The organism is Mycetocola sp. CAN_C7, assembly GCF_015752285.1.
Classification (GTDB): Bacteria; Actinomycetota; Actinomycetes; order Actinomycetales; family Microbacteriaceae; genus Mycetocola_A.
Genome location: NZ_JADOUY010000002.1, coordinates 59,019 through 77,502 on the forward strand (window position 1 = coordinate 59,019; position 18,484 = coordinate 77,502).

Here is an 18,484-nt window from a genome sequence, read left to right on the forward strand (position 1 = left end):
CATCCCCAGACATCCGAGAAGTCACGAGGGCCGATCCGCCGAGATGGGCGCCCCATCCGCTTCGCGCCAGAGCCACACCGCCGTGTCAGGGTGCAATGTGGCATCCGTCACCGCGTCCGAAGCAAAAAGCATCGCGCCGGCCGGCAGCGGCACGGGTTGATCGCCCATCGCGATCGCAACGCTCAGGCCGCTCGCGCGGTCGCAGACGACGAGGCCATTGATCTCGTGGCGCCAGGTGACCGACTCATCGGCCGGCACTCGTCCACGTGCGAGTAAGGCGCCTCTGGCACTGACCGCGTTCCTCAGCAGATGCAGGGTCGACTGCGGGTCGCTCTCCTGGTTCTCGACCGACCAGGCGCCCCACCCAGGAGGTGTCGGCAGCCAGGGAGTCACATCCGCTCCCGTCGAAAAGCCGTACACCTCGTCCGAGCCGCTGGTCCAGGGCAGCGGGACCCGTGCACCGTCCCGACCCATCCCGCTGTGGACCCACATCGGGTCGGCCCGTTCGTGCTCCTCGATTCTCGCTTCCGGGAGTCCGAGTTCCTGGCCCTGGTACAGGTAGACAGATCCGGGGAGTCCGAGCAAGGCGACCATTGCGGCACGGGCGCGCTTGCTGCCCCGCGCACCGCCGCCGAAGCGCGTGACCGTGCGCACGAGGTCATGGTTCTCCAACGCCCAGCTCGGCGCAGAGCCGTGTTCGCGCCGTGCGAGTTCGAGCTGTGTGCCGACAGCGGCCCAGTCGGGGCCGTCCCACCCGAGACGGGCGAAGGCGAACGCGAAGGCCTGGTGCAACTCGTCCGATCGGGTGTTACGGGCCGCACGCTCGGGTTCGAGGTTCACCTCGCCGACGAGCAGGCGTGCGGGCTCGTACTCGTCTGCCAGCAGTCGCCAACGCCGATACACGTCGTGCACCGGCTCCTGATCGGTCACGAGCGGGTTGGAACGCAGGCCGTCGATGACCGTCGGAACGTTCGCGGCGTCCGACATTCCCCCGGCCTTGAACAGCCCGTGTGCGACATCGATGCGGATGCCGTCGGCCCCGCGATCGAACCAGAAACGCAGCACGCCGTCGAAGTAGTCGACCACCGCCGGGTTGCGCCAGTTCCAGTCAGGCTGGGCTGGGCTGAACAAATGCAGGTACCACTGATGGTCGTCGGGCGAGTCCGGGGCGACCCGGTTCCACGCCGGTCCGCCGAACACGCTGACCCAATTGTTGGGGGCGGCGTCACCGACGCCGTCGGCGAAATGGAACATATCGCGCTCGGGCGACCCCGGTCCGGCCGCGACCGCTCGGACGAACAGCGGATGTTGGATCGACGCATGGTTGGGCACGATGTCGACGAGCACGCGCAGGCCGAATGTATGAGCAGCGGCGAGTACGGCATCGAAGTCTGCCAGTGTTCCGAACAACGGGTCGACGTCGCAATAGTCGCTGATGTCGTAGCCCTGATCGACCTGCGGAGAACGCTGGAACGGAGTGATCCAGATGCCCTGCACCCCAAGGGAGGCGATGTATGGCAGGCGTTCGAGCAGCCCGCGCAGGTCACCGACGCCGTTTCCGGTGGAGTCGGCGAACGAGCGGGGATAGACCTCGTAGATCACGGCGGAGCGCCACCAGTCGACTTCTGCCCGGTCGGCGCCATCGCGGGTGGTGATCATGTCGCGCCTCTCTGGACCGTGGGTGTGGGTGTCTCGGACTGCGCGACGCGGTGGGTAATCCCTGTCGTGTTGCGCCCCCGAAAGACTAGATAGCCCGTCGACGACAACGCAAACGTTACCCAACAGGAGAGAACCGGCCGGCGGCCGGCATCGGAAAAGGAGCCTCGTGCTCGCGAGGGTCTTTCGTCCTGTCCGTCCATCCATTCGCACGGGAAAATGGGATCATGACAACCCCTCACACAGACAACCCGTACGCGCTGAATGAGTATCCGGCCCCGGCACCAGCAGACGTGGAGTCGCTTGATCAGGAGGAGTGCTGGCGGCTTCTCGGATCGACGGACTTCGCTCGTCTGGCCGTGGCCGACGATCACGGTGCCGACATCTTTCCGATCAATTTTCTTGCGAAGGGCAGGTCTCTCTTTTTCCGCAGCGGGCCAGGAACGAAGATCGTGAGTCTGACCAGAACCCCGGGGGTGGCTCTCGAAGTCGATGGCATCGACGATCGCAAGCGGTGGAGTGTGGTGGTCCGCGGTGACGCACGTCGCCTGAACGTCGACGCGGAGATCGACGCCTCCGGTGTGGCGGATCTTCATTCGCTGACGACCTCTGACAAGTGGAATTACTTCGAGGTCGTCCCTCGCGTTGTCACTGGCATCCGCTTTCGAGCAGCCAGACGGCCCATGTCGGAGCCGGTCGAACTCGCCGATGACCTGTCATGATGGGCGGAACGAACACTGACGACCCGGCCGGCGATATCTGAAACGGATACGTACGCCCGTCGTCAGTGCACGGCCAGCCTTCAGCTGAGGTGAACCGACGAGGAGGTGTCGAGAATGGGCGAAAGCTCCCCGACATCTCCGGAGGGCCCTGGCGCCGACCTCGACGCGACGCTCGAGGATCATGTCGCTCGGGCCTCCGGCCTGCTCGCAACGCAGGGGCGGTTGCGGGCGCTTCTGCGGGCGAACCAACTGATCAGCAGCCAGCTCGACCTCTCAGTCGTGCTCCGGAGAATCGTGGAGACGGCGATCGAACTCGTCGAGGCCCGGTACGGAGCGCTCGGCGTCATCGCACCAGACGGCACACTCGAACAATTCATCCATGTCGGGATGGACGTCGACCTCGTCACGCGCATCGGGCACCTTCCGGAGGGTCACGGACTTCTCGGGGCGCTGATCCTCGATCCACAGGCGATTCGCCTCCCTCATCTCGCCAGTGACGATCGGTCGTCTGGATTTCCCGCGCAACATCCGGAGATGGACAGTTTTCTCGGCGTGCCGATCCGGGTGGGAGACCGCGTCTTCGGCAACCTCTACTTGACGAATGCGGCATCCGGCGAGTTCAGCAATGATGACGAGGAACTGGTGACGGCACTGGCCAGCGCCGCCGGATACGCGATCGACAACGCCCGGTTGTTCGAAAACGCGAAGCGCCGTCAGGCCTGGCTTGCTGCTTCGGGCGAACTGACGGTCGCCGTGGCTGGGTCCGCTCTCGATCCGCTCGGACTCGTGGTCGATCGTGTACTCGACGTGTCACACGCCGACGTGGTTCGTGTATTGCTGCCCTCAAACGACCCGGAGTCGATGATGATCGCACGATCGACGGGCCGAGATCATGACACGCTGGCCGGGCGCACGGTTCCGATGAGAGGGTCGGTGTCCGGGCGGGTGTTCCAGACAGGCAAACCCATGCTGAGGGCGGAAGACCAGGTGCCGACGGGATCACAGGCGCCGGGGCTGGGGCCGACGATGGCTGTCCCTCTGTCCACCGCAGGCAAGGTCACTGGCGTGCTCGCTGTTTCCCGACAACCCGGAGGCGCACCGTTTGCGCCGGAAGACCTCGAAATGGTCGGTGACCTTGCTGGCCGGGTCGGTATCGCGATCGAGCTGGCGGCGGCGCGTTCCGACCGTCAGCGCATCGCCCTCATGGAAGAACGCGGACGCATCGCCCGCGACCTTCACGATCATGTCATCCAGCAACTGTTCGCGACGGGTCTGGAATTGCAGAGCATCGCAGGGGCACTGCCGCCGGGTGAAACGACACAACGGCTCGACCAGGTGATCGATCATGTCGATGAGAGCATCGGCCAGATCCGCACGGCCATCTTCGCCCTGACGTCGAAGTCGCGCGATGGCCGGACCACTATTCGTCACCGCATCATCGACCTCGTGGGTGAACTCGGATCGTCGTTCGTACCCAGACCATGGGTCTCGTTCGACGGGCCCGTCGATCTCGTGATCGTCGGAGAGCTGGCCGAGGACGTGCTGGCCGTCGTCCGGGAATCGCTCACCAATGTCGCCAAACACGCCTCTGCGACCAAAGTGTCACTCGTCGTCGCCATTCGGAACTCCATGGTGGAGATCGGCGTCGAGAACGATGGGGCGCAACCCATGAGCGCCCGAAGAAGTGGGCTCAGCAACCTGCAGGAGCGGGCCGCCGGCCGCGGAGGCGACGCAACTTTCGAGACGACGGATGGTGTCGCCAGCTTCCGCTGGACGGTACCGATCGGAGATCAGCACGATGACTAAGGCAATCCGTGTCTTCGTGGTCGACGATCATGAAATCGTGCGGCGAGGAGTAGCCGCGCTTCTCGATAATGAACCGGACATCGAGATCGTAGGTGAGGCCGGATCAGTCGCACACGCACGACCGCGCATTGCAGCAACAGCTCCTGACATCGCACTGCTCGACATGCGGCTCCCGGATGGTGATGGCATCGACCTGTGCCGTGATGTGCGCTCACAGAATCCCGATGTTCGGTGCATCATTCTGACCGCGCACGACGATGACGAGGCGGTGTATGCGGCGGTTCTGGCCGGTGCATCCGGATATGTGCTGAAAGACATGCGATCGAGTGCACTGATCGATGCGGTGAGAGCTGTCGCAGCCGGCCGTCAACTGCTGGACCCGGCGATCTCCCGCATGGCCGTCACCCGCATCTCTGCCAGACCCAGCTCGTCGCCCATCGACACCCTCAATCCTCGCGAACGCGAAATTCTCGAGCTGATCGCTGAGGGCATGACCAATCGGCAGATCGGGGAGACTCTGGCGCTGGCCGAGAAAACGGTGAAGAACTATGTCTCGAGCCTTCTCGCCAAACTCGGCATCCAACGGAGGACGCAGGCGGTCGCCGTGCAGTTCGAGTACCGCTCCCGTGAGGGCGAGTAGGACCTTCGACTCTGTCTGGTCGCGCCCCGTTCCAGCAGCGTAGTCAGAGCAGGCCGTATTCGTGAGCCGGCCGAGGAGAGCACATGTCGGAGGAAACTGTGGTGGGCTGGGACGGATCGTCCCCAGCACATCGGGCGCTCGAGTGGGCGTTGAGGCGTGCCGAAGCTCGCAGTGATAGCGTGCTGATCGCCTCCGTCGTCACGGAACAGGACGTCACGGTCGGGCGCACGGCCCGAGAGACGGTCATGGAGGCGGCCGAAGGCGCGTTGGAGCAGGCACGACGGGCGGCGCAGTCCCAACACCCGCGACTCACGATCGGAAGCCGCCTTCTTTTTGGCGACCCGGTCGAGGAACTTCGATCGCTGTCTGACGAGAACACCCTTGTCGTCGTGGGCACGCATTCGTCGCACGAGTCGGATGTCAGCACTGCGTGGTCGATCGGAGCTCGGCTGGCAGCGACATCGTACGGGCCAGTCGCCCTGGTCCCTGATAGTCCCGCATCGTCGGACGCCGGCCGATCCGGGATCGTCGCTGGGGTGGATGGTTCGGCCGTCTCCCTGATCGCGGCGCAGTACGCGGCTGCGGAGGCTGTCCGCCAGGGAGAAATGCTCACCGCCGTCCACGCCTGGCAGGTCCCTCCGATGTGGGCGGGCAGCCTCATCGATGACGACACCCTGCACGCATTGGAGGAAGTCCATCGGGGCATCCTGGACACTGTAGTCGGCCGGATCCAGCGCCAGTTCCCGACCCTGACCATCGCGAAGAGTCTGGTTCGACAGCCGGCGATGGCCGCTTTGAATGCCGCGGCGGCGCACAGCCGATTGCTCGTTCTCGGCAATCACGGACTGAAGGTGGCGCCCCGACTCATGCTGGGACCGGTCAGTCATTCGATGGCGCGCCGGGTCGAGGTCACGATGGTGATCGTGCGCGAAACAGAACATGCGTCGTGACCGCGGTGTTGTGCGGCGTCCGGTAGGCAAGAACCGTTCGTCTGTACTCGTCTCTCTGTCGATTGCTGTCGGCTTGTGTGCGCTGGCGGTGACGGTGCTGGGTTTCCGGCAGCCGGGGCAGTGGCTCGTCAGTGGGTACGTTCTCGTCGTCTGTGCCGTCCAGTCGTTCAGCATGGTCCGCAGCCTCCTCCGCGGGCAGTTCGGGCTCGACCTGCTGGCGATCATCGCCATGGTCAGCACGGTGGTCGTCGGTGAGTACTGGGCAGGGTTGGTCATCGTGTTGATGCTCTCGGGCGGCAAAGCGCTGGAGGAATACGCGAATGGTCGGGCCAGAGCCGAGCTCAGCGCCCTCCTCGCGCGGGCACCTACAGTCGCTCACCGCATCAGCAGCGATGGGGCGCCGAGAGACGTTCCGGTCGGTGAGATCGTCGTCGGCGACCGGTTGCTGGTGCAACCCGGGGAGGTCGTTCCTGTCGATGGTCTGCTGGACTCGGATGTTGCAACGACCGACGAGTCCCAACTCACCGGTGAGAGCATGCCCGTCGAACATCACCGGGGCGATCCGATGCTCAGCGGATCCGTCAACGGAGTGAACGCGATCCGGCTCCTGAGCACGGCCACAGCCGCGACCAGCCAGTACCAGCAGATCGTGGACCTCGTTCGCGAGGCGGCAGAAAGCCGACCTCCGCTCGTGCGCCTCGCCGACCGCTACGCCCTTCCGTTCACCGCACTGACGCTGGGAATTGCCGGGGTCGCGGCGCTCGCGAGCGGCGATCCCAGGCGGTTCGCCGAAGTTCTTGTCGTCGCGACGCCGTGCCCGCTTCTGCTTGCGGCGCCCGTGGCTTTCGTTGCCGGGATCGGTCGCGCGGCGCGGGCCGGGATTCTCATGAAGGGCGGTGCGACCCTGGAGCGGCTTGCTCGCGTCCGTTCCGTGGCATTCGACAAGACCGGCACCCTGACACACGGATCGCCGACCGTGGCGTCCGTACAGCCGGCGCCGTGGATATCCGCGGAGAGACTCACGATGCTGGCTGCCAGCATCGAACAGTATTCAGGACACGTCCTCGCGAATTCGCTGGTGCGATCCGCTGCCGAACGTGGACTGGCGCTGTCTCCGGCAGCAGACGTCCGTGAAGAGACGGCTGCCGGGCTCAGCGGACTCGTCGGACGGCACAACGTCGCGGTCGGGAAGAAGGCGTTCATCACCTCACAGGTCCAGCCATTTACCGCACCTCAACTGCCCGGGGGACACATGGCGATCTACATCGCCGTCGACGGCCAGTACGCGGGCAGCATCGAGTTTGCCGACAGGGTCAGGGAGAACGCTGCAGCTACCCTCCTGGCATTGTCGGCACTCGGCGTTCGGCGGACCGTCATGCTGACCGGCGACCAGCGCGCCACCGCCGAGCACATCGCCGCCGAGTTGGGGATCGACGAGGTTCATGCCGAATGCCTGCCGCAGGACAAGGTCCGGGTGGTCGCCGCTATCGGTCTCCGGCCGGTGATGATGGTCGGGGACGGTGTCAATGACGCCCCGGTTCTCGCGGCTGCAGACATCGGGATCGCCATGGGAGCGAAGGGTTCGACCGCGGCGAGCGAGTCCGCCGACGTCGTCATTCTTCTCGACGACATCATGCGGATCGCATACGCCGTTCAGATCGGGCGTGAGACGACGAGGATCGCCGTGCAGGCGATCCTGCTCGGCATTGGCATCAGCATCGTGCTCATGGTGATCGCAAGTCTGGGATTCCTGCCCGCGCTCGTCGGTGCCGTCCTTCAGGAAGCAGTCGACGTTCTCACGATCCTGTACGCTCTCCGCGCCCGGCGCGGGACGTTTGGCCCTTCGACATCAACCGGCGACTTGGCATCATCAGGGGAGAAGGCAGTTGGTGAAGTCACGATGATCTGACCGGTAGCAGGCTGCCTGATCGGTCAGTAAGGGAGATGTGATGATGTCGAGCGACGATGGTCCGATCACTGTGCTGACGAAAGATGAAGCGTGGGAGTTCCTGCGCAAGCGCACCATGGGAAGGCTCGCGGTGAGCGTGGCGGGCCATCCCGATATCTTTCCCATCAACTACTACGCCGACGATGACTCGATCGTCTTCCGGACGGCACCGGGAAGCAAACTGCTCGAGGTGACGATCAACTCATCGGTCGCACTCGAGACCGACGCTTACGGGCCGAACGAGGCGTGGAGCGTCGTGGTGAAGGGGACAGCTGCCGTGATCGAGAAACAGGACGATATCTATGCAGCAGAAGTTCTACCGCTGAGATCATGGGTGCCGACAGTCAAACCGATTTTTGTTCGGGTGACTCCCACGGAAGTCAACGGCAGGCACTTCGACCTCGGGCCGGAACCGGAGCCGGACCCCTACTGACGTCGGCGCTTCGACGTCCACAGCAAATAGCCGGTCAGCGTGCTGATCACCGTGACGCCTCCGCTGAGGAGGGCGCCTTCCCATGATCGCCATCTCTTTTCGCGTGCGACCAGGTCTCCGACTCCGCTGATCAATGCTGCGGCTATCAGACCGGCGACGACACGATTGCCGATCCGCTCCGTGCGTGCCACGAGCGGCTCGAGCTCGGCGGCCCTGAGATGTACCTCGATACCTGATCGGTCGACCTGCTCGAGGATGCGACGAAGCCGGGCCGGCATCTCCATCATCAGCGCACCGGTGTCTGCGGATGCCCGAAGTAGTCGCTCCGACATCGCGGCGGGAGAGAGCCTTTTCTTCAGCAGGCGACGTGCGTACGGCGTCAGTACTCCCAGCAGGTCGAAATCGGGGTCCAACTGGACTCCGATTCCCTCGATCATGATCAGAACCTTGAAGATCAGAGCTACTTCACGGGGCAACTGCAGGTGCTGTTCCCTGACGATTCCGAACAGCTGGGCCGCGAGATGAGCAAAGCCGATCTCGCTCAGGGCCTTGCCGCTGTAATCGCCGACGAACGAGACCAACCGCTCGCGAAGGCGGTCCCGGTCTCCCGTTCCTGCCGTGACCGAGAGGTCGAGGAGAGCGTCGGCGAGACCGTCAGGCTGCCGACGGGTGAAGGCGATCAGAAAGTCGATGAATCTGTTCTGCAACTCGGCGTCGATGTCTCCGACCATGCCGAAGTCGATCAGTGTGATGGACCCGTCCTGCTGCACGAAGAGATTCCCAGGATGTGGATCGGCGTGGAAGAATCCGTCTTCGAAGATCATCCGCAGCATGAGGAGCGCGCCGGTCCTGGCCAGCTCTGCGCGGTCGATCCCGGCGGAGTCGAGTGCGTTCACATCGGTGATCCGGATGCCGGAGACACGCTCCAGGGTCAGGATTCGAGACGTCGTCGTCTCCCAGAAGATCCGGGGAATCGACACCTCGGTCCTGCCCGCGAAATTCTCGGCGAACCGTTCCGCGTTCCGACCCTCCTGCAAATAGTCGAGTTCAGCCCTGAGGGTCTGGGAAAACTCCTGTACCAGCCCGTGGATGTTATAGGTTCGCGCCCGTTCCCAGTATCGATCGGCACGGTCGGCGAGGTTCTGCAGAATCTCGAGGTCCTCGTGGACTTTCTGTACGGCATCCGGTCGGCGTACCTTGACGATGACTGATGTCCCGTCTGCAAGCAGCGCACCGTGCGCCTGACCGATAGAAGCGGATGCCACCGGTTTCTCATCGAATTCGGCAAAAACCCCTGCAGGCCCGAGGCCGAACTCCGATTGGATGGCTTCGGTGATCGCGTCGATCGGCACAGGAGGCGCGGCATCCTGCAGTTTCGACAGCTCGGTGATGTAGTCGGGAGGTAGCAGATCAGGCCGGGTGGACAGGAGTTGCCCCAGCTTGACGAAGGTCGGCCCGAGTTCCTCCAGAACCAGGCGCAAACGCTCGGGCACCGAGTGCGGGAACGTTTCGGGACCGGGTGAGGTGTGGCGTGCGGGAAGACCTGGACGGATCCCGATGGATGCCGCGAGAAAGCCGACACCGTGACGCCCCCTGGTAGCGTCCGGATGCTCGTCTCATTCGCTCGCTGCCGTCGCCAGCATCTTCTCGGCCACGGTGCGTCCCCACGCTCGACCGCGTTCGAGTTCGCCGGCTTTCAGACCGGCGTATTTTTCGACGAGGAAGCTCTCGGCCGGCACGACCGCGACAGCGCCCTTGTGGCGCAACTCCCGCTCTATTCGTTTGGATGCGGCACCGGTGAGCAGCCGCGGCATGTCCGACCGGGTGTCGAAGGCTGCGATCTGAGTCGGAAGCGTTGTGACGTCGTCGAGCCAGCCCCGAAGCCCCTCTGTCATGGAGGGGTCCTCCAGATGAAGGCCGCCTCCCGGGTCCGTGGACATCCGTGCTGCTTCGCGCCTGGACGCCTCGGTGCTGAGGGAGTGAGCGTGCGTCGGGCCACCGACGACGAGCAGGTCTGCTGTGTCAACCTCGACCTGTTGCACCTCATCGGCTCGAATCACATCGACCTCGCATGAGTCCCTGAGCCCGTCGGCAATCGCATCCGCCAGCTCATGGGTGCTGCCGAACATGGACTCGTAGATCACCAATGCTTTCATGACGATTCCTCTCGCGATCCCTACCGACCTCGTGCCCAACGGTCGCGGCAGGCGACACCTCCTATCGTGTGGTGGTCGCGCCGGTCGCAGTAGGGCCTTTCGTCCCTACCCCGATGGTGACCTTCACGACGCACATCGCGGTCTCGACCCGACCGGAAATTGTCATAGCCACCGCGAAGTGACTGTGTCACACTGACCGTGAGTGGAGCGGAACCGACATTTCGGTTTCGCGACGAGAGCGGCAGAAGGCTGCGCGAGACCGCGAAGCGCAGGTTTCATCATCGGGAAAGAGGCCACGCGCCATGAGTACAGCACATTCGCCGCAGGTAGCCGAGTCAGGAACGTGGGCGGGATGGGTTCGGTTCGCCGCCGTGATCCTGCTCGTCAACGGGCTCTTCAGCGTCATTCAGGGACTCGCAGCCATCCTCGGCCCCAACGCCTATTACACCGGGGCACAAGGAGGTCTGCTCCTGTTCGACGTCCCCGGCTGGGGCTGGTTCACCGTCGTGCTCGGCGTTGTGCTGATTGCGACCGCGTTCGGTCTTTTCGGTGAGGCGGCCTGGGCACGAACGACGGCGCTCGTTCTGGTCATCGTGAGTTCCCTGGTCCAGATGATGCTCGTTCCTGTACAGCCGTGGTGGGCGATCATCATCATCGCCATCGACATGACCATCATCTACGCCCTGGTCGTTCGCGGCGACGAGATCCGACAGGGCCGCTAGACGCAGGTCAGGCGACTGCCAGAGGCTCGCTTTCGCCCGTCGCCTGTGGCTGGCCCTCGAAGTGGGGGCTTACCTGAGTATTGCTCATGCCCAAGGCTCGGTCGTGTATCGCTCACGAGAGGCGAAGACATGGCCACCATGCGAGTGCTCGAGCTGCGGATACACGGCATCGCCAACTCGCCGCCAACCGACATGCTCTGCACCACCCAGGAGTTCGTCGAGCGCAACCAGGGAGACGATGAGGGCTCCTTCTGGCGGATCAAAGCCAAGGACTCCGGCGCGGCGACATCGAAAAGCGGCGGGGCGGAAATCGTCACCGAAGCATACTCGTGGGGGAGTCAGGCGCGATCGGGTGGCAAAGCGCTCGCCGTCGTCGGCCGAGCGTTCGTGCACGTCGGCTGGCTTCTGGTCCTCCCGTTCGGCCTCTGCAACCTCGCTTACTGGGCGCGGCGCGACATCAAAGGCGCCGATGAGGACGCCACCTGGTGGGCCGGCGGCGCCGGGGCTATCCCCGTGCGCATCTTCGCCCTGCTTCAGACGCTGTTCTACACGGTGGGTCTGCTTACCGTTTTCGTGCACCTCATCGGGCTGCAGTGCTTCCAGACCGACGCGTCACGGGGGCGGGTCGCGTGCGCGGCGCTGCCTGCCGGGCTCGACGCCGTTTCAAGCTGGAACCCCACCGCACGGGCGGCGCTGTTCAGTATCGTCCCGATCCTCGTCATTCTGCTCATCTACGCGATCGGTCTCAGAACCCGCAATACGTTCCAGCTCGACCGATCGTTCGATCCTGTTCCGAAGCGAGCGGCACGAAGGCGTGAGCCGGTCGAGGAAGCCCGGCCAGACACCGATCCGCCACGCCCGGCGCTGCTCTCCTCCGACGGCTTCTGGCGGCGGGTCCGTGTCGCCAACACCACCGCACGAGCCCACTTCGCCGGCGCAATCGCCTTGACGATGATCTTGCTCGCCGCAGACGCCGTGAGCGACGCCTACCCGAGTTCCGACCTCATCGGGGTGGTGACGTCCATCGTCCTCGACGGGGTCGACTCGGGAGTTGCCGTGGCCCTCGGCGTCCTCCTCATCGGCATTCTCCTGCTCGGCGCTGTCTTCGCCCTGACGGCCGCCGCGCGGTTGACGGATGCAGTCTGGTCGCTGGCGTCGAAGGGCACCTGGTCGGCGGCGTTGCTTGCGATCGCGATCGCGGGATACGCACTCTGGGTCGTCTGGTCGCTCGTCAATCGCGAATTATCCCTGCAGTCGCTCGACAGCGAACTGCGCGGTCTGATTGTCGCGCCAACACTGATCGCCGCAGGGGCGGCTCTCATCGCGGTGGCCAGCCTCGCGTGGGGATACCGTTGGCGGCACATCGGAATGTGGGTGTTGCTGCCTCTGGCGCTCGCGAGCGGTATCGTCTCGCTCGTGTTGCCGAGAGACGGAGCGGATGGCGGCTTGCGCGTCGTGCTGTCGTGGTCCGCGCTCGGCTTCGTTCTTCTCGCCATCAGCCTCGGCGTGATCGGTTTTCGTGATCCACAGGTCAGGGCGGCACGACGGGTATCGGGCTGGAGGGGGAACGGTGCGACCGTCACGCTCCTGCTGGCGCTGCTGTCATCGCTGATGATCACGAGCGTCCTCGTGCTCGGCGCATACAGCTGGCTGACCGCAGACACCGACGCGCCCGATGTCAAGGACGGCTGGAGGGTGATCGAGCAGCAGGGGGTGGCGGGTGAAACGGCAGGCGGCACGGGTGCTGCCGTGATCGCTCCGCCGGAGTTCCACCAGCGATTCGCCGGCCTGCTCCTCATCCTGCTGATCGTCGCGATTCTGATAACCGGGGCCGGGGTGCTCTCGGCGCTCAGGAAGTCGCCAGCGCTGAGCCTTCCTGGCCCGCGCATTCCCGTCTTCGCGGATGGGGCGGTCGTCGACCCGGACGAGAGACTCGGCGGTGTCTCCCGGCTCACTGCACACCGCAGTGAAGCCCGTCCGGAACACAGCGCGAAGCCGGATCCCACGAAACCGCAGGTGGTACGGGCGAAGGACTATCCGTCGGCCGAGTCGAGTACCAATGCCCGACTGCGCGCGGTCGCGGACGCCCGCCAGGTCGCCGGTCTCCTGCACAGGGGGGAGCCGCTTCTGCTGCTCCTTGCCATCCTCACCGCCGTCGCTCTCGTGCCGCTCGCCATCCCGTACTTCGGCGAGTCGCTTCAGGAGTCCGCTGCCAATTTCTGGGGTCCGCTGAACGTGGTCTCCGCCTGGGTGCTCGGCCTTCTCGGGGTCGCTGCCGTCGCGTGGGTCGTGACGAACGCGGTCACCTCCACCGAACGCCCGCTCGGCCTGGTGTGGGACGTCATCTGTTACTTCCCGCGGGCCGGGCATCCGTTCGCTCCGCCCTGTTACGGCGAGCGTGCGGTTTCCGAGGTGAGCAAGCGGGTGCGCGAGTGGATGGATGCCGAGGGCGACAACGGCCGGGTGATTCTGTCTGCGCACTCGATGGGTGCGACGATCGCCGTCGGCTCGATCATGGAACTCGCGGGTGAAAAGACGGCATCGGGGAGTCCCCTCGTCGACCGGGTGGCTCTGCTCACCCACGGCGTGCAACTGCGCCCCTACTTCAGCCGGTTCTTTCCCGAGGTGTTCGGGCCGCGCGTTCTGGGGATCCGTGGGACGAGGGGGCCGTCGCTGTTCGGAGCCGATGCCTGGAAGCACCAGGTGATCGACGACACCAAACACCCGGACGCCGCGCTCCAGAAACCCAACGACCCGAAGTCCGTCGTCCAGATTCTCGGAGGCGATTTCAGCGACCCGAAGCATCCCGTTGCCCCACGATGGAGGAGCCTTTGGCGGCGGACCGACTACCTCGGTTTTCCGGTGATGGGGTTCTGGAGCAACGAGACGGCCACCGGTAACGAGAACCCGATCGACCGGGGGGCGACCGAGCGATCGCCGAGGTCGTACCTCTGGGCGGTCGCCAGGCACAGCGACTACCTCTCGACGCGCCAGTACCGTGAGGCTCGGGACGAGTTGATCGCCATGCTCAAGACCAGCGTGCCCGGCGGGTCGTGGCGGCGCGAGATCGCCCTAAGGCTCCGGGTGATCCGGCGGCGTTGACTCCAAATTCAGGAGGTGACTCCAAATTCAGGAGGTGACTCCAAATTCAGGAGGTGACTCCAAATTCAGGAGATGACTCCAAATTCAGGAGATCGTGTGCGACACGCCGTTCAGGAGGTCGTCCACACGGCGTGTCGACCACAATCTCCTGAAATTGCAGCATGATCCGACTCTGGATGCCGGCCGGTTGGCGCTCAGTTCAGTTCGGTTCAGTTCAGCTCAGCTCAGCTCAGCTCAGCTCAGCTCAGTTCGGCTCAGCTCGGCGACAAGACGTCGGCAGGAGCGACCGGTTTGCGCAGCGCAGCGAGGGGTGGCCCATGGAGCGGGTCGGTCTCCCAGCGCGCAGCGAAGGTCGACGCACCCACATCGACAGTGAGGTGCAGGCGGTGCGGTGTCTCGATGAAGATGACGTCGATCGACAGCCGGCTGCCATCCGAGTTCCAACCGGCGCTCGCCGAGGTCGCGTCGCTCGTCACCCACTCGCCGAAGCCCGGGGTGACGTCGATCCGGTTCGCGCCCTCCACGAGCGTCACCGTCCACGATCCGTCGTCGGCCGCGGCATCCACACGGGTCACGCTGCGCACCCGGTTGTCCGGGCCGGGCTCGAACGACCCGGTGGCCCTGTTCCGATTGTCGGGATCGCCGTCGAGGGGGGAGAGGGCGAGGGATGCCAGTCTGGCGGCCAGAGCGGCATCCGCTTCGTCGACCGCCTGGTGTCCTCCGGTGTTCGAATCGGCAGGCCGCCCGATCGCGGGCAGCAGGTGCTCCCAGGCCAGGTCGAGAACCCGCTGCATGTCGATGCTTTGTCCGGTCAGTGCCAGCACGACGCCGTGCTCAGGCAGGATCACGCAGAACTGGCCATATGCACCGTCACCGCGGTATCCGTGCCTGGCCATCCAGAACTGGAACCCGTAACCCTGCTCCCAGTCGGATGCCGTATTCGTCCCGTTCGAGACCTGTGATCGTGTCGCCTCATCCACCCACGCGGATGACACGAGTTGTCTTCCGCCCCATTCCCCGCCCTGCAGGTACAACTGGCCGAGCACAGCGATGGCTTCGGTCTGCGCGTGCAGCCCGCTGAACCCCAGTTCGTAACCGGAACCGTCGCGAATCCAACCCACATCGTCGATGCCGAGCGGGTCGAGGAGCCGCGGCCTCAGGTAGTCGGTGAGCGACTGACCGGTGACCCGTTCGACGATGCGGGCGAGAGTGTAGGTGCACGGCTGGTTGTAGGCGAAGACGGTGCCAGGCGTTTCGTCAGGGGGGAGCAGGAGAAAGCCGCGCACGAGGTGCTCCGCGTCGATGTCGAGCGCTCGGTCGAGCGTCTCGGTCCGGTGCCCGCTCGCCATGGCGAGGAGGTGACGAATCCTGATCGAGCGTGTGCGGGTGTCCGTGATTTCGGCGTCGAGTTCGGGGAAGTGACTGATGACGCTGTCGTCGAGGCTCATCAGGCCCTCATCGACGGCAAGTCCTGCTGCCGTCGACGTGAAGCTCTTGCTCAACGAGTACAGCAGGTGCACCCGGTCGGAGCTATACGGTGCCCACCAGCCTTCGGCGAGCACGTGGCCGTCACGGAGCAGCATGAGACTGTGCGGCTCGACGTCCTGCGCATCCTCGAGCGCGGTGATGAATGCGGAGATTCCACGGGCGTCGATGACGTGGGCGGACGGTGTGCTTCTCGGCAGTGAGCGGTGCATGCTCTCCATGCTAGTTCGCGGTGCCGCCGTCGATGTCAGAGCCGGCCACGATCGAGCGACCCGCGCTGATGAGCGAACCCTTTTTCGATTCATCGGTGACTGATAGCGTGCAACACATGCCGACACTTCGCGCGAGCGCGCTGGCTCTCATCGTGATCGCAACGAGCGTCGGTGTGGTGGTCGGGGGAGCGATCCCGGCGGTAGCTGCCCCGTCTGATGGGTACGCGACCTGGCAGGCGACGTCATCGGCTGCGGGATACGCCGGAATTGTCTCGGTCCCGCCCGGTTTCCCGGATGTCTCCTTCACGTCGACCTCGCGCGTCGTCGGAGCGTCCCCCATCCAGAGCGGCGCCTCCGCGTGGATTCCGGCCGGGACATCGTTCGGCGATACCTTCGGATCGAGCCAGGGAAAGCCGTACATCAACCTGCGCCCCGCAGCAGACAACGCGGCACCGGCATCCGCTTCCACGACCGTCTACGAGTTCGCGGAACCGACCCCGGTCGGGGTGTGGGGAGTCGCGTTCGGGGACATCGACGCCGAGTCTCTGTCTGTCTCAGGAACCGACGCGACAGGGAACCCCGTGTCTGCCGCCGACCTGGGCGCGCAGGAGGCATTCAACTATTGCGACGCATCGCCACGGGCGAGTACCTGTTCGGGTCTTGCTGCTCCATACGCCGTTCCCGAAGTGAGCAGCTCGGCGAGCGCCGTTACCGCCAGCGATCCCCAATGTCCGGTCACGAGTTCCCGCTGCGACACCACAGGAGAAGCAATCTGGTTCAGCCCCCGCGTTCCGCTGTCGTCGTTGACGGTGACCTCGTCCTGGAAACAGGGGTTCCCGAGCTACCAGACCTGGTTCGCCACCAACAGCAGAACCGTCGCAGGGACCATCGGGTCGACGTGCCTCGAGACCGACACCTCTGACGTGCAACTGATCGCCCCGTCCGGCGCGGTTATTACATCGACGACGGCCGTCGACGGCGAATTCAGCCTGCCGCCAGTCGCTGCCCGGGCCGACTACAGCCTCCGCGTCGATCCCGCATCCCTGCCTGCAGGGGCGATAGCGAATTCTGTGGACGTCGACGTGAGCGACGCAGATTCGACCGACAACGCGCTGACCGTCGACGCTCGCTACAGAGCCGCAGGAACGGTGACGAGTGACACAGCCGATGCCAGCGGCATCGCGGTGGCGCTGACCGCCGAGAACGACCCGGGCGTGATCAGTTCGGCCGTGAGTGACGCCGATGGGGCCTATTCCTTCGAGGACCTCGAAAACGGGTCCTATATCGCGCGGGTGTCTGCTCCGGCGGGAACCTCGGTGGCTCCGGCCGAGCAGTCGTTCGTCATCGGCTGCGCTGATTCGACGGTTGCGCCGTTCACCCTGACGACGGATGCCGTGATCCCAGACCCGGTGGACCCGCCCGCTCCGCCGTTGCCCGACCCCGTCACCGACCCTGCAGCCGGCCCGGACCCCGGTCGAGGCGCAGGTCCTGTGGAACTGCCCGAGACGGGAGCCGAAGTCGCCCCCGGTCTCTGGAGCGCCCTGCTGCCTCTCTCGGCAGGGACCGCGATGGTCGTGTTCGCGGCGATGCGCCGACGAGCGCGCTGACCCGCCGAGCTTCGACAGCGAGCCGGATACCATCGGAGCGTGCCCCCGCGTTCTCCACTGCCCCAACGACACGGGCTCGATCCGGCATGGATGCGGACTCCTGATCTCGATCGCACCCGGCCGGACCCGTGGCCGTCGATGGGGGCCTGGCTCACCGAGCGGGTTTCCGAGTTCCTCGATGTCGGTGCTTTCCTGGCTGCCGGCCGCTTCGTCTACGAATCGGGGGACCCGGTCGTCGGTGACGACCCGTACCGCCCGCACACCTTCGTCTGGTTTCATCGCGACCTGCGCGAGGAGGCATCCGTTCCCGGAGAGATTCACGTCGTCCATCGTGACGACCGGGTCGTGGTCATCGACAAGCCGGCGTTTCTCTCGACCATCCCTCGTGGCAGGCATGTCCGGCAGAGCGTCGTCGTGCGTCTCCGGGCCGAGCTGGGGCTCCCGGAGCTGTCGCCACTGCACCGACTCGATCGGGTGACATCCGGCCTCCTGATTCTCGCAACCGAGAAGCGATGGCGGGCGCCGTACCAGACCATGTTCCAGCGCGGTGAGGTGACGAAGGTCTATCGCGCCCTCGCGCCGGTCCGCGCTGACCTCGACCTTCCCGTCACCGTGCGCAACCACCTGGCCAAGCAGCGTGGCCGCATGCAGGCTGAGGTCGTGCCGGGCCGCCCCCCGAATTCCGAGTCACTCATCGACATCGAAAGCACCGTCGGGAGCGACCATGCCGTGTATCGGCTGACACCGAGAACCGGCCGTACCCATCAACTGCGCATGCACATGTTCGGCCTGGGAATCCCGATCGTCGGAGACCCGCTGTACCCGAACGTCTCTGGCGTCGAGGTCGACGACTTCGCGCTCCCGCTGCAGCTTCTCGCCAGCGACCTTGCCTTCACCGATCCCATCGATGGCCGTGCGAGGCGGTTCGAGAGTGTGCGTCGGCTTCCGTTGCGGGCTGAGACAGGGCTCGATCCCCACAGCTAACGAATTGTGCACCGGATCAGCCTGTAGACGGATGCGGAGGCGGACCAGCAACAGGCAGACT

Annotated in this window: 14 protein-coding genes; 10 read left to right on the forward strand and 4 right to left on the reverse strand. The window is 65.0% G+C overall.

Features of this window, described 5'->3' with window-relative positions; genetic code table 11:
• Positions 1-21 precede the first annotated feature (21 nt).
• Complete coding sequence (locus IWX78_RS03950; RefSeq protein ID WP_196832172.1) at positions 22-1,659, reverse strand: alpha-amylase family glycosyl hydrolase; 1,638 nt, start codon at positions 1,657-1,659, stop codon at positions 22-24.
• A 224-nt stretch (positions 1,660-1,883) separates the two neighbouring features.
• Between IWX78_RS03950 and IWX78_RS03955 the strand changes: the two genes are divergently transcribed.
• From IWX78_RS03955 to IWX78_RS03980, 6 genes are all read left to right on the forward strand, one after another.
• Positions 1,884-2,378: a pyridoxamine 5'-phosphate oxidase family protein gene (locus tag IWX78_RS03955; protein ID WP_196832173.1), complete on the forward strand. Its 495-nt coding sequence runs from the start codon at positions 1,884-1,886 to the stop codon at positions 2,376-2,378.
• Positions 2,379-2,492: 114 nt separating this feature from the next.
• On the forward strand, positions 2,493-4,184 hold the full coding sequence (locus IWX78_RS03960; protein WP_196832174.1) for a GAF domain-containing sensor histidine kinase: 1,692 nt from the start codon (positions 2,493-2,495) through the stop codon (positions 4,182-4,184).
• Positions 4,177-4,824, forward strand: coding sequence for a response regulator (locus IWX78_RS03965; protein WP_196832175.1), 648 nt, complete (start codon positions 4,177-4,179; stop codon positions 4,822-4,824). The genes IWX78_RS03960 and IWX78_RS03965 overlap by 8 nt, the downstream gene beginning before the upstream one ends.
• A gap of 83 nt (positions 4,825-4,907) precedes the next feature.
• On the forward strand, positions 4,908-5,774 hold the full coding sequence (locus IWX78_RS03970) for a universal stress protein (RefSeq protein WP_196832176.1): 867 nt from the start codon (positions 4,908-4,910) through the stop codon (positions 5,772-5,774).
• Positions 5,764-7,683 (forward strand): heavy metal translocating P-type ATPase, encoded by a 1,920-nt coding sequence (locus tag IWX78_RS03975; RefSeq protein WP_196832177.1) that lies wholly within the window; start codon positions 5,764-5,766, stop codon positions 7,681-7,683. The genes IWX78_RS03970 and IWX78_RS03975 overlap by 11 nt, the downstream gene beginning before the upstream one ends.
• 40 nt (positions 7,684-7,723) lie before the next feature.
• Positions 7,724-8,155, forward strand: a complete 432-nt coding sequence (locus IWX78_RS03980; protein ID WP_196832178.1) for a pyridoxamine 5'-phosphate oxidase family protein — start codon at positions 7,724-7,726, stop codon at positions 8,153-8,155.
• Here IWX78_RS03980 and IWX78_RS03985 read toward each other — a convergent pair.
• Positions 8,149-9,648, reverse strand: coding sequence for an ABC1 kinase family protein (locus IWX78_RS03985; protein ID WP_334684549.1), 1,500 nt, complete (start codon positions 9,646-9,648; stop codon positions 8,149-8,151). The genes IWX78_RS03980 and IWX78_RS03985 overlap by 7 nt on opposite strands.
• 123 nt (positions 9,649-9,771) lie before the next feature.
• Entirely contained in the window at positions 9,772-10,311 is a 540-nt protein-coding gene (locus IWX78_RS03990; RefSeq protein ID WP_196832179.1) for a flavodoxin domain-containing protein, read from the reverse strand.
• A gap of 302 nt (positions 10,312-10,613) precedes the next feature.
• On the opposite strand from IWX78_RS03990, the gene IWX78_RS03995 reads away from it, so the two are divergent.
• Positions 10,614-11,033: a DUF7144 family membrane protein gene (locus tag IWX78_RS03995; protein WP_334684550.1), complete on the forward strand. Its 420-nt coding sequence runs from the start codon at positions 10,614-10,616 to the stop codon at positions 11,031-11,033.
• Between the two features lie 129 nt (positions 11,034-11,162).
• Entirely contained in the window at positions 11,163-14,135 is a 2,973-nt protein-coding gene (locus IWX78_RS04000) for a hypothetical protein (protein WP_196832180.1), read from the forward strand.
• Positions 14,136-14,389: 254 nt separating this feature from the next.
• On the opposite strand, the gene IWX78_RS04005 is transcribed toward IWX78_RS04000, so the two are convergent.
• Entirely contained in the window at positions 14,390-15,832 is a 1,443-nt protein-coding gene (locus IWX78_RS04005) for a serine hydrolase domain-containing protein (RefSeq protein WP_334684551.1), read from the reverse strand.
• 116 nt (positions 15,833-15,948) lie between these two features.
• Here IWX78_RS04005 and IWX78_RS04010 point away from each other — a divergent pair, with 116 nt between their 5' ends.
• Positions 15,949-17,439, forward strand: a complete 1,491-nt coding sequence (locus IWX78_RS04010; RefSeq protein ID WP_196832182.1) for an SdrD B-like domain-containing protein — start codon at positions 15,949-15,951, stop codon at positions 17,437-17,439.
• Between the two features lie 39 nt (positions 17,440-17,478).
• Complete coding sequence (locus IWX78_RS04015) at positions 17,479-18,423, forward strand: pseudouridine synthase (protein WP_196832183.1); 945 nt, start codon at positions 17,479-17,481, stop codon at positions 18,421-18,423.
• The last annotated feature ends 61 nt before the right edge of the window (positions 18,424-18,484 follow it).

What these genes read in the sequence shown, in the direction of transcription:
- IWX78_RS03950 (WP_196832172.1), bottom strand. Translation starts at nt 1,659, where the DNA reads ATGATCACCACCCGCGATGGCGCCGACCGGGCAGAAGTCGACTGGTGG.
- IWX78_RS03955 (WP_196832173.1), top strand. Translation starts at nt 1,884, where the DNA reads ATGACAACCCCTCACACAGACAACCCGTACGCGCTGAATGAGTATCCG.
- IWX78_RS03960 (WP_196832174.1), top strand. Translation starts at nt 2,493, where the DNA reads ATGGGCGAAAGCTCCCCGACATCTCCGGAGGGCCCTGGCGCCGACCTC.
- IWX78_RS03965 (WP_196832175.1), top strand. Translation starts at nt 4,177, where the DNA reads ATGACTAAGGCAATCCGTGTCTTCGTGGTCGACGATCATGAAATCGTG.
- IWX78_RS03970 (WP_196832176.1), top strand. Translation starts at nt 4,908, where the DNA reads ATGTCGGAGGAAACTGTGGTGGGCTGGGACGGATCGTCCCCAGCACAT.
- IWX78_RS03975 (WP_196832177.1), top strand. Translation starts at nt 5,764, where the DNA reads ATGCGTCGTGACCGCGGTGTTGTGCGGCGTCCGGTAGGCAAGAACCGT.
- IWX78_RS03980 (WP_196832178.1), top strand. Translation starts at nt 7,724, where the DNA reads ATGATGTCGAGCGACGATGGTCCGATCACTGTGCTGACGAAAGATGAA.
- IWX78_RS03990 (WP_196832179.1), bottom strand. Translation starts at nt 10,311, where the DNA reads ATGAAAGCATTGGTGATCTACGAGTCCATGTTCGGCAGCACCCATGAG.
- IWX78_RS03995 (WP_334684550.1), top strand. Translation starts at nt 10,614, where the DNA reads ATGAGTACAGCACATTCGCCGCAGGTAGCCGAGTCAGGAACGTGGGCG.
- IWX78_RS04000 (WP_196832180.1), top strand. Translation starts at nt 11,163, where the DNA reads ATGGCCACCATGCGAGTGCTCGAGCTGCGGATACACGGCATCGCCAAC.
- IWX78_RS04005 (WP_334684551.1), bottom strand. Translation starts at nt 15,832, where the DNA reads ATGCACCGCTCACTGCCGAGAAGCACACCGTCCGCCCACGTCATCGAC.
- IWX78_RS04010 (WP_196832182.1), top strand. Translation starts at nt 15,949, where the DNA reads ATGCCGACACTTCGCGCGAGCGCGCTGGCTCTCATCGTGATCGCAACG.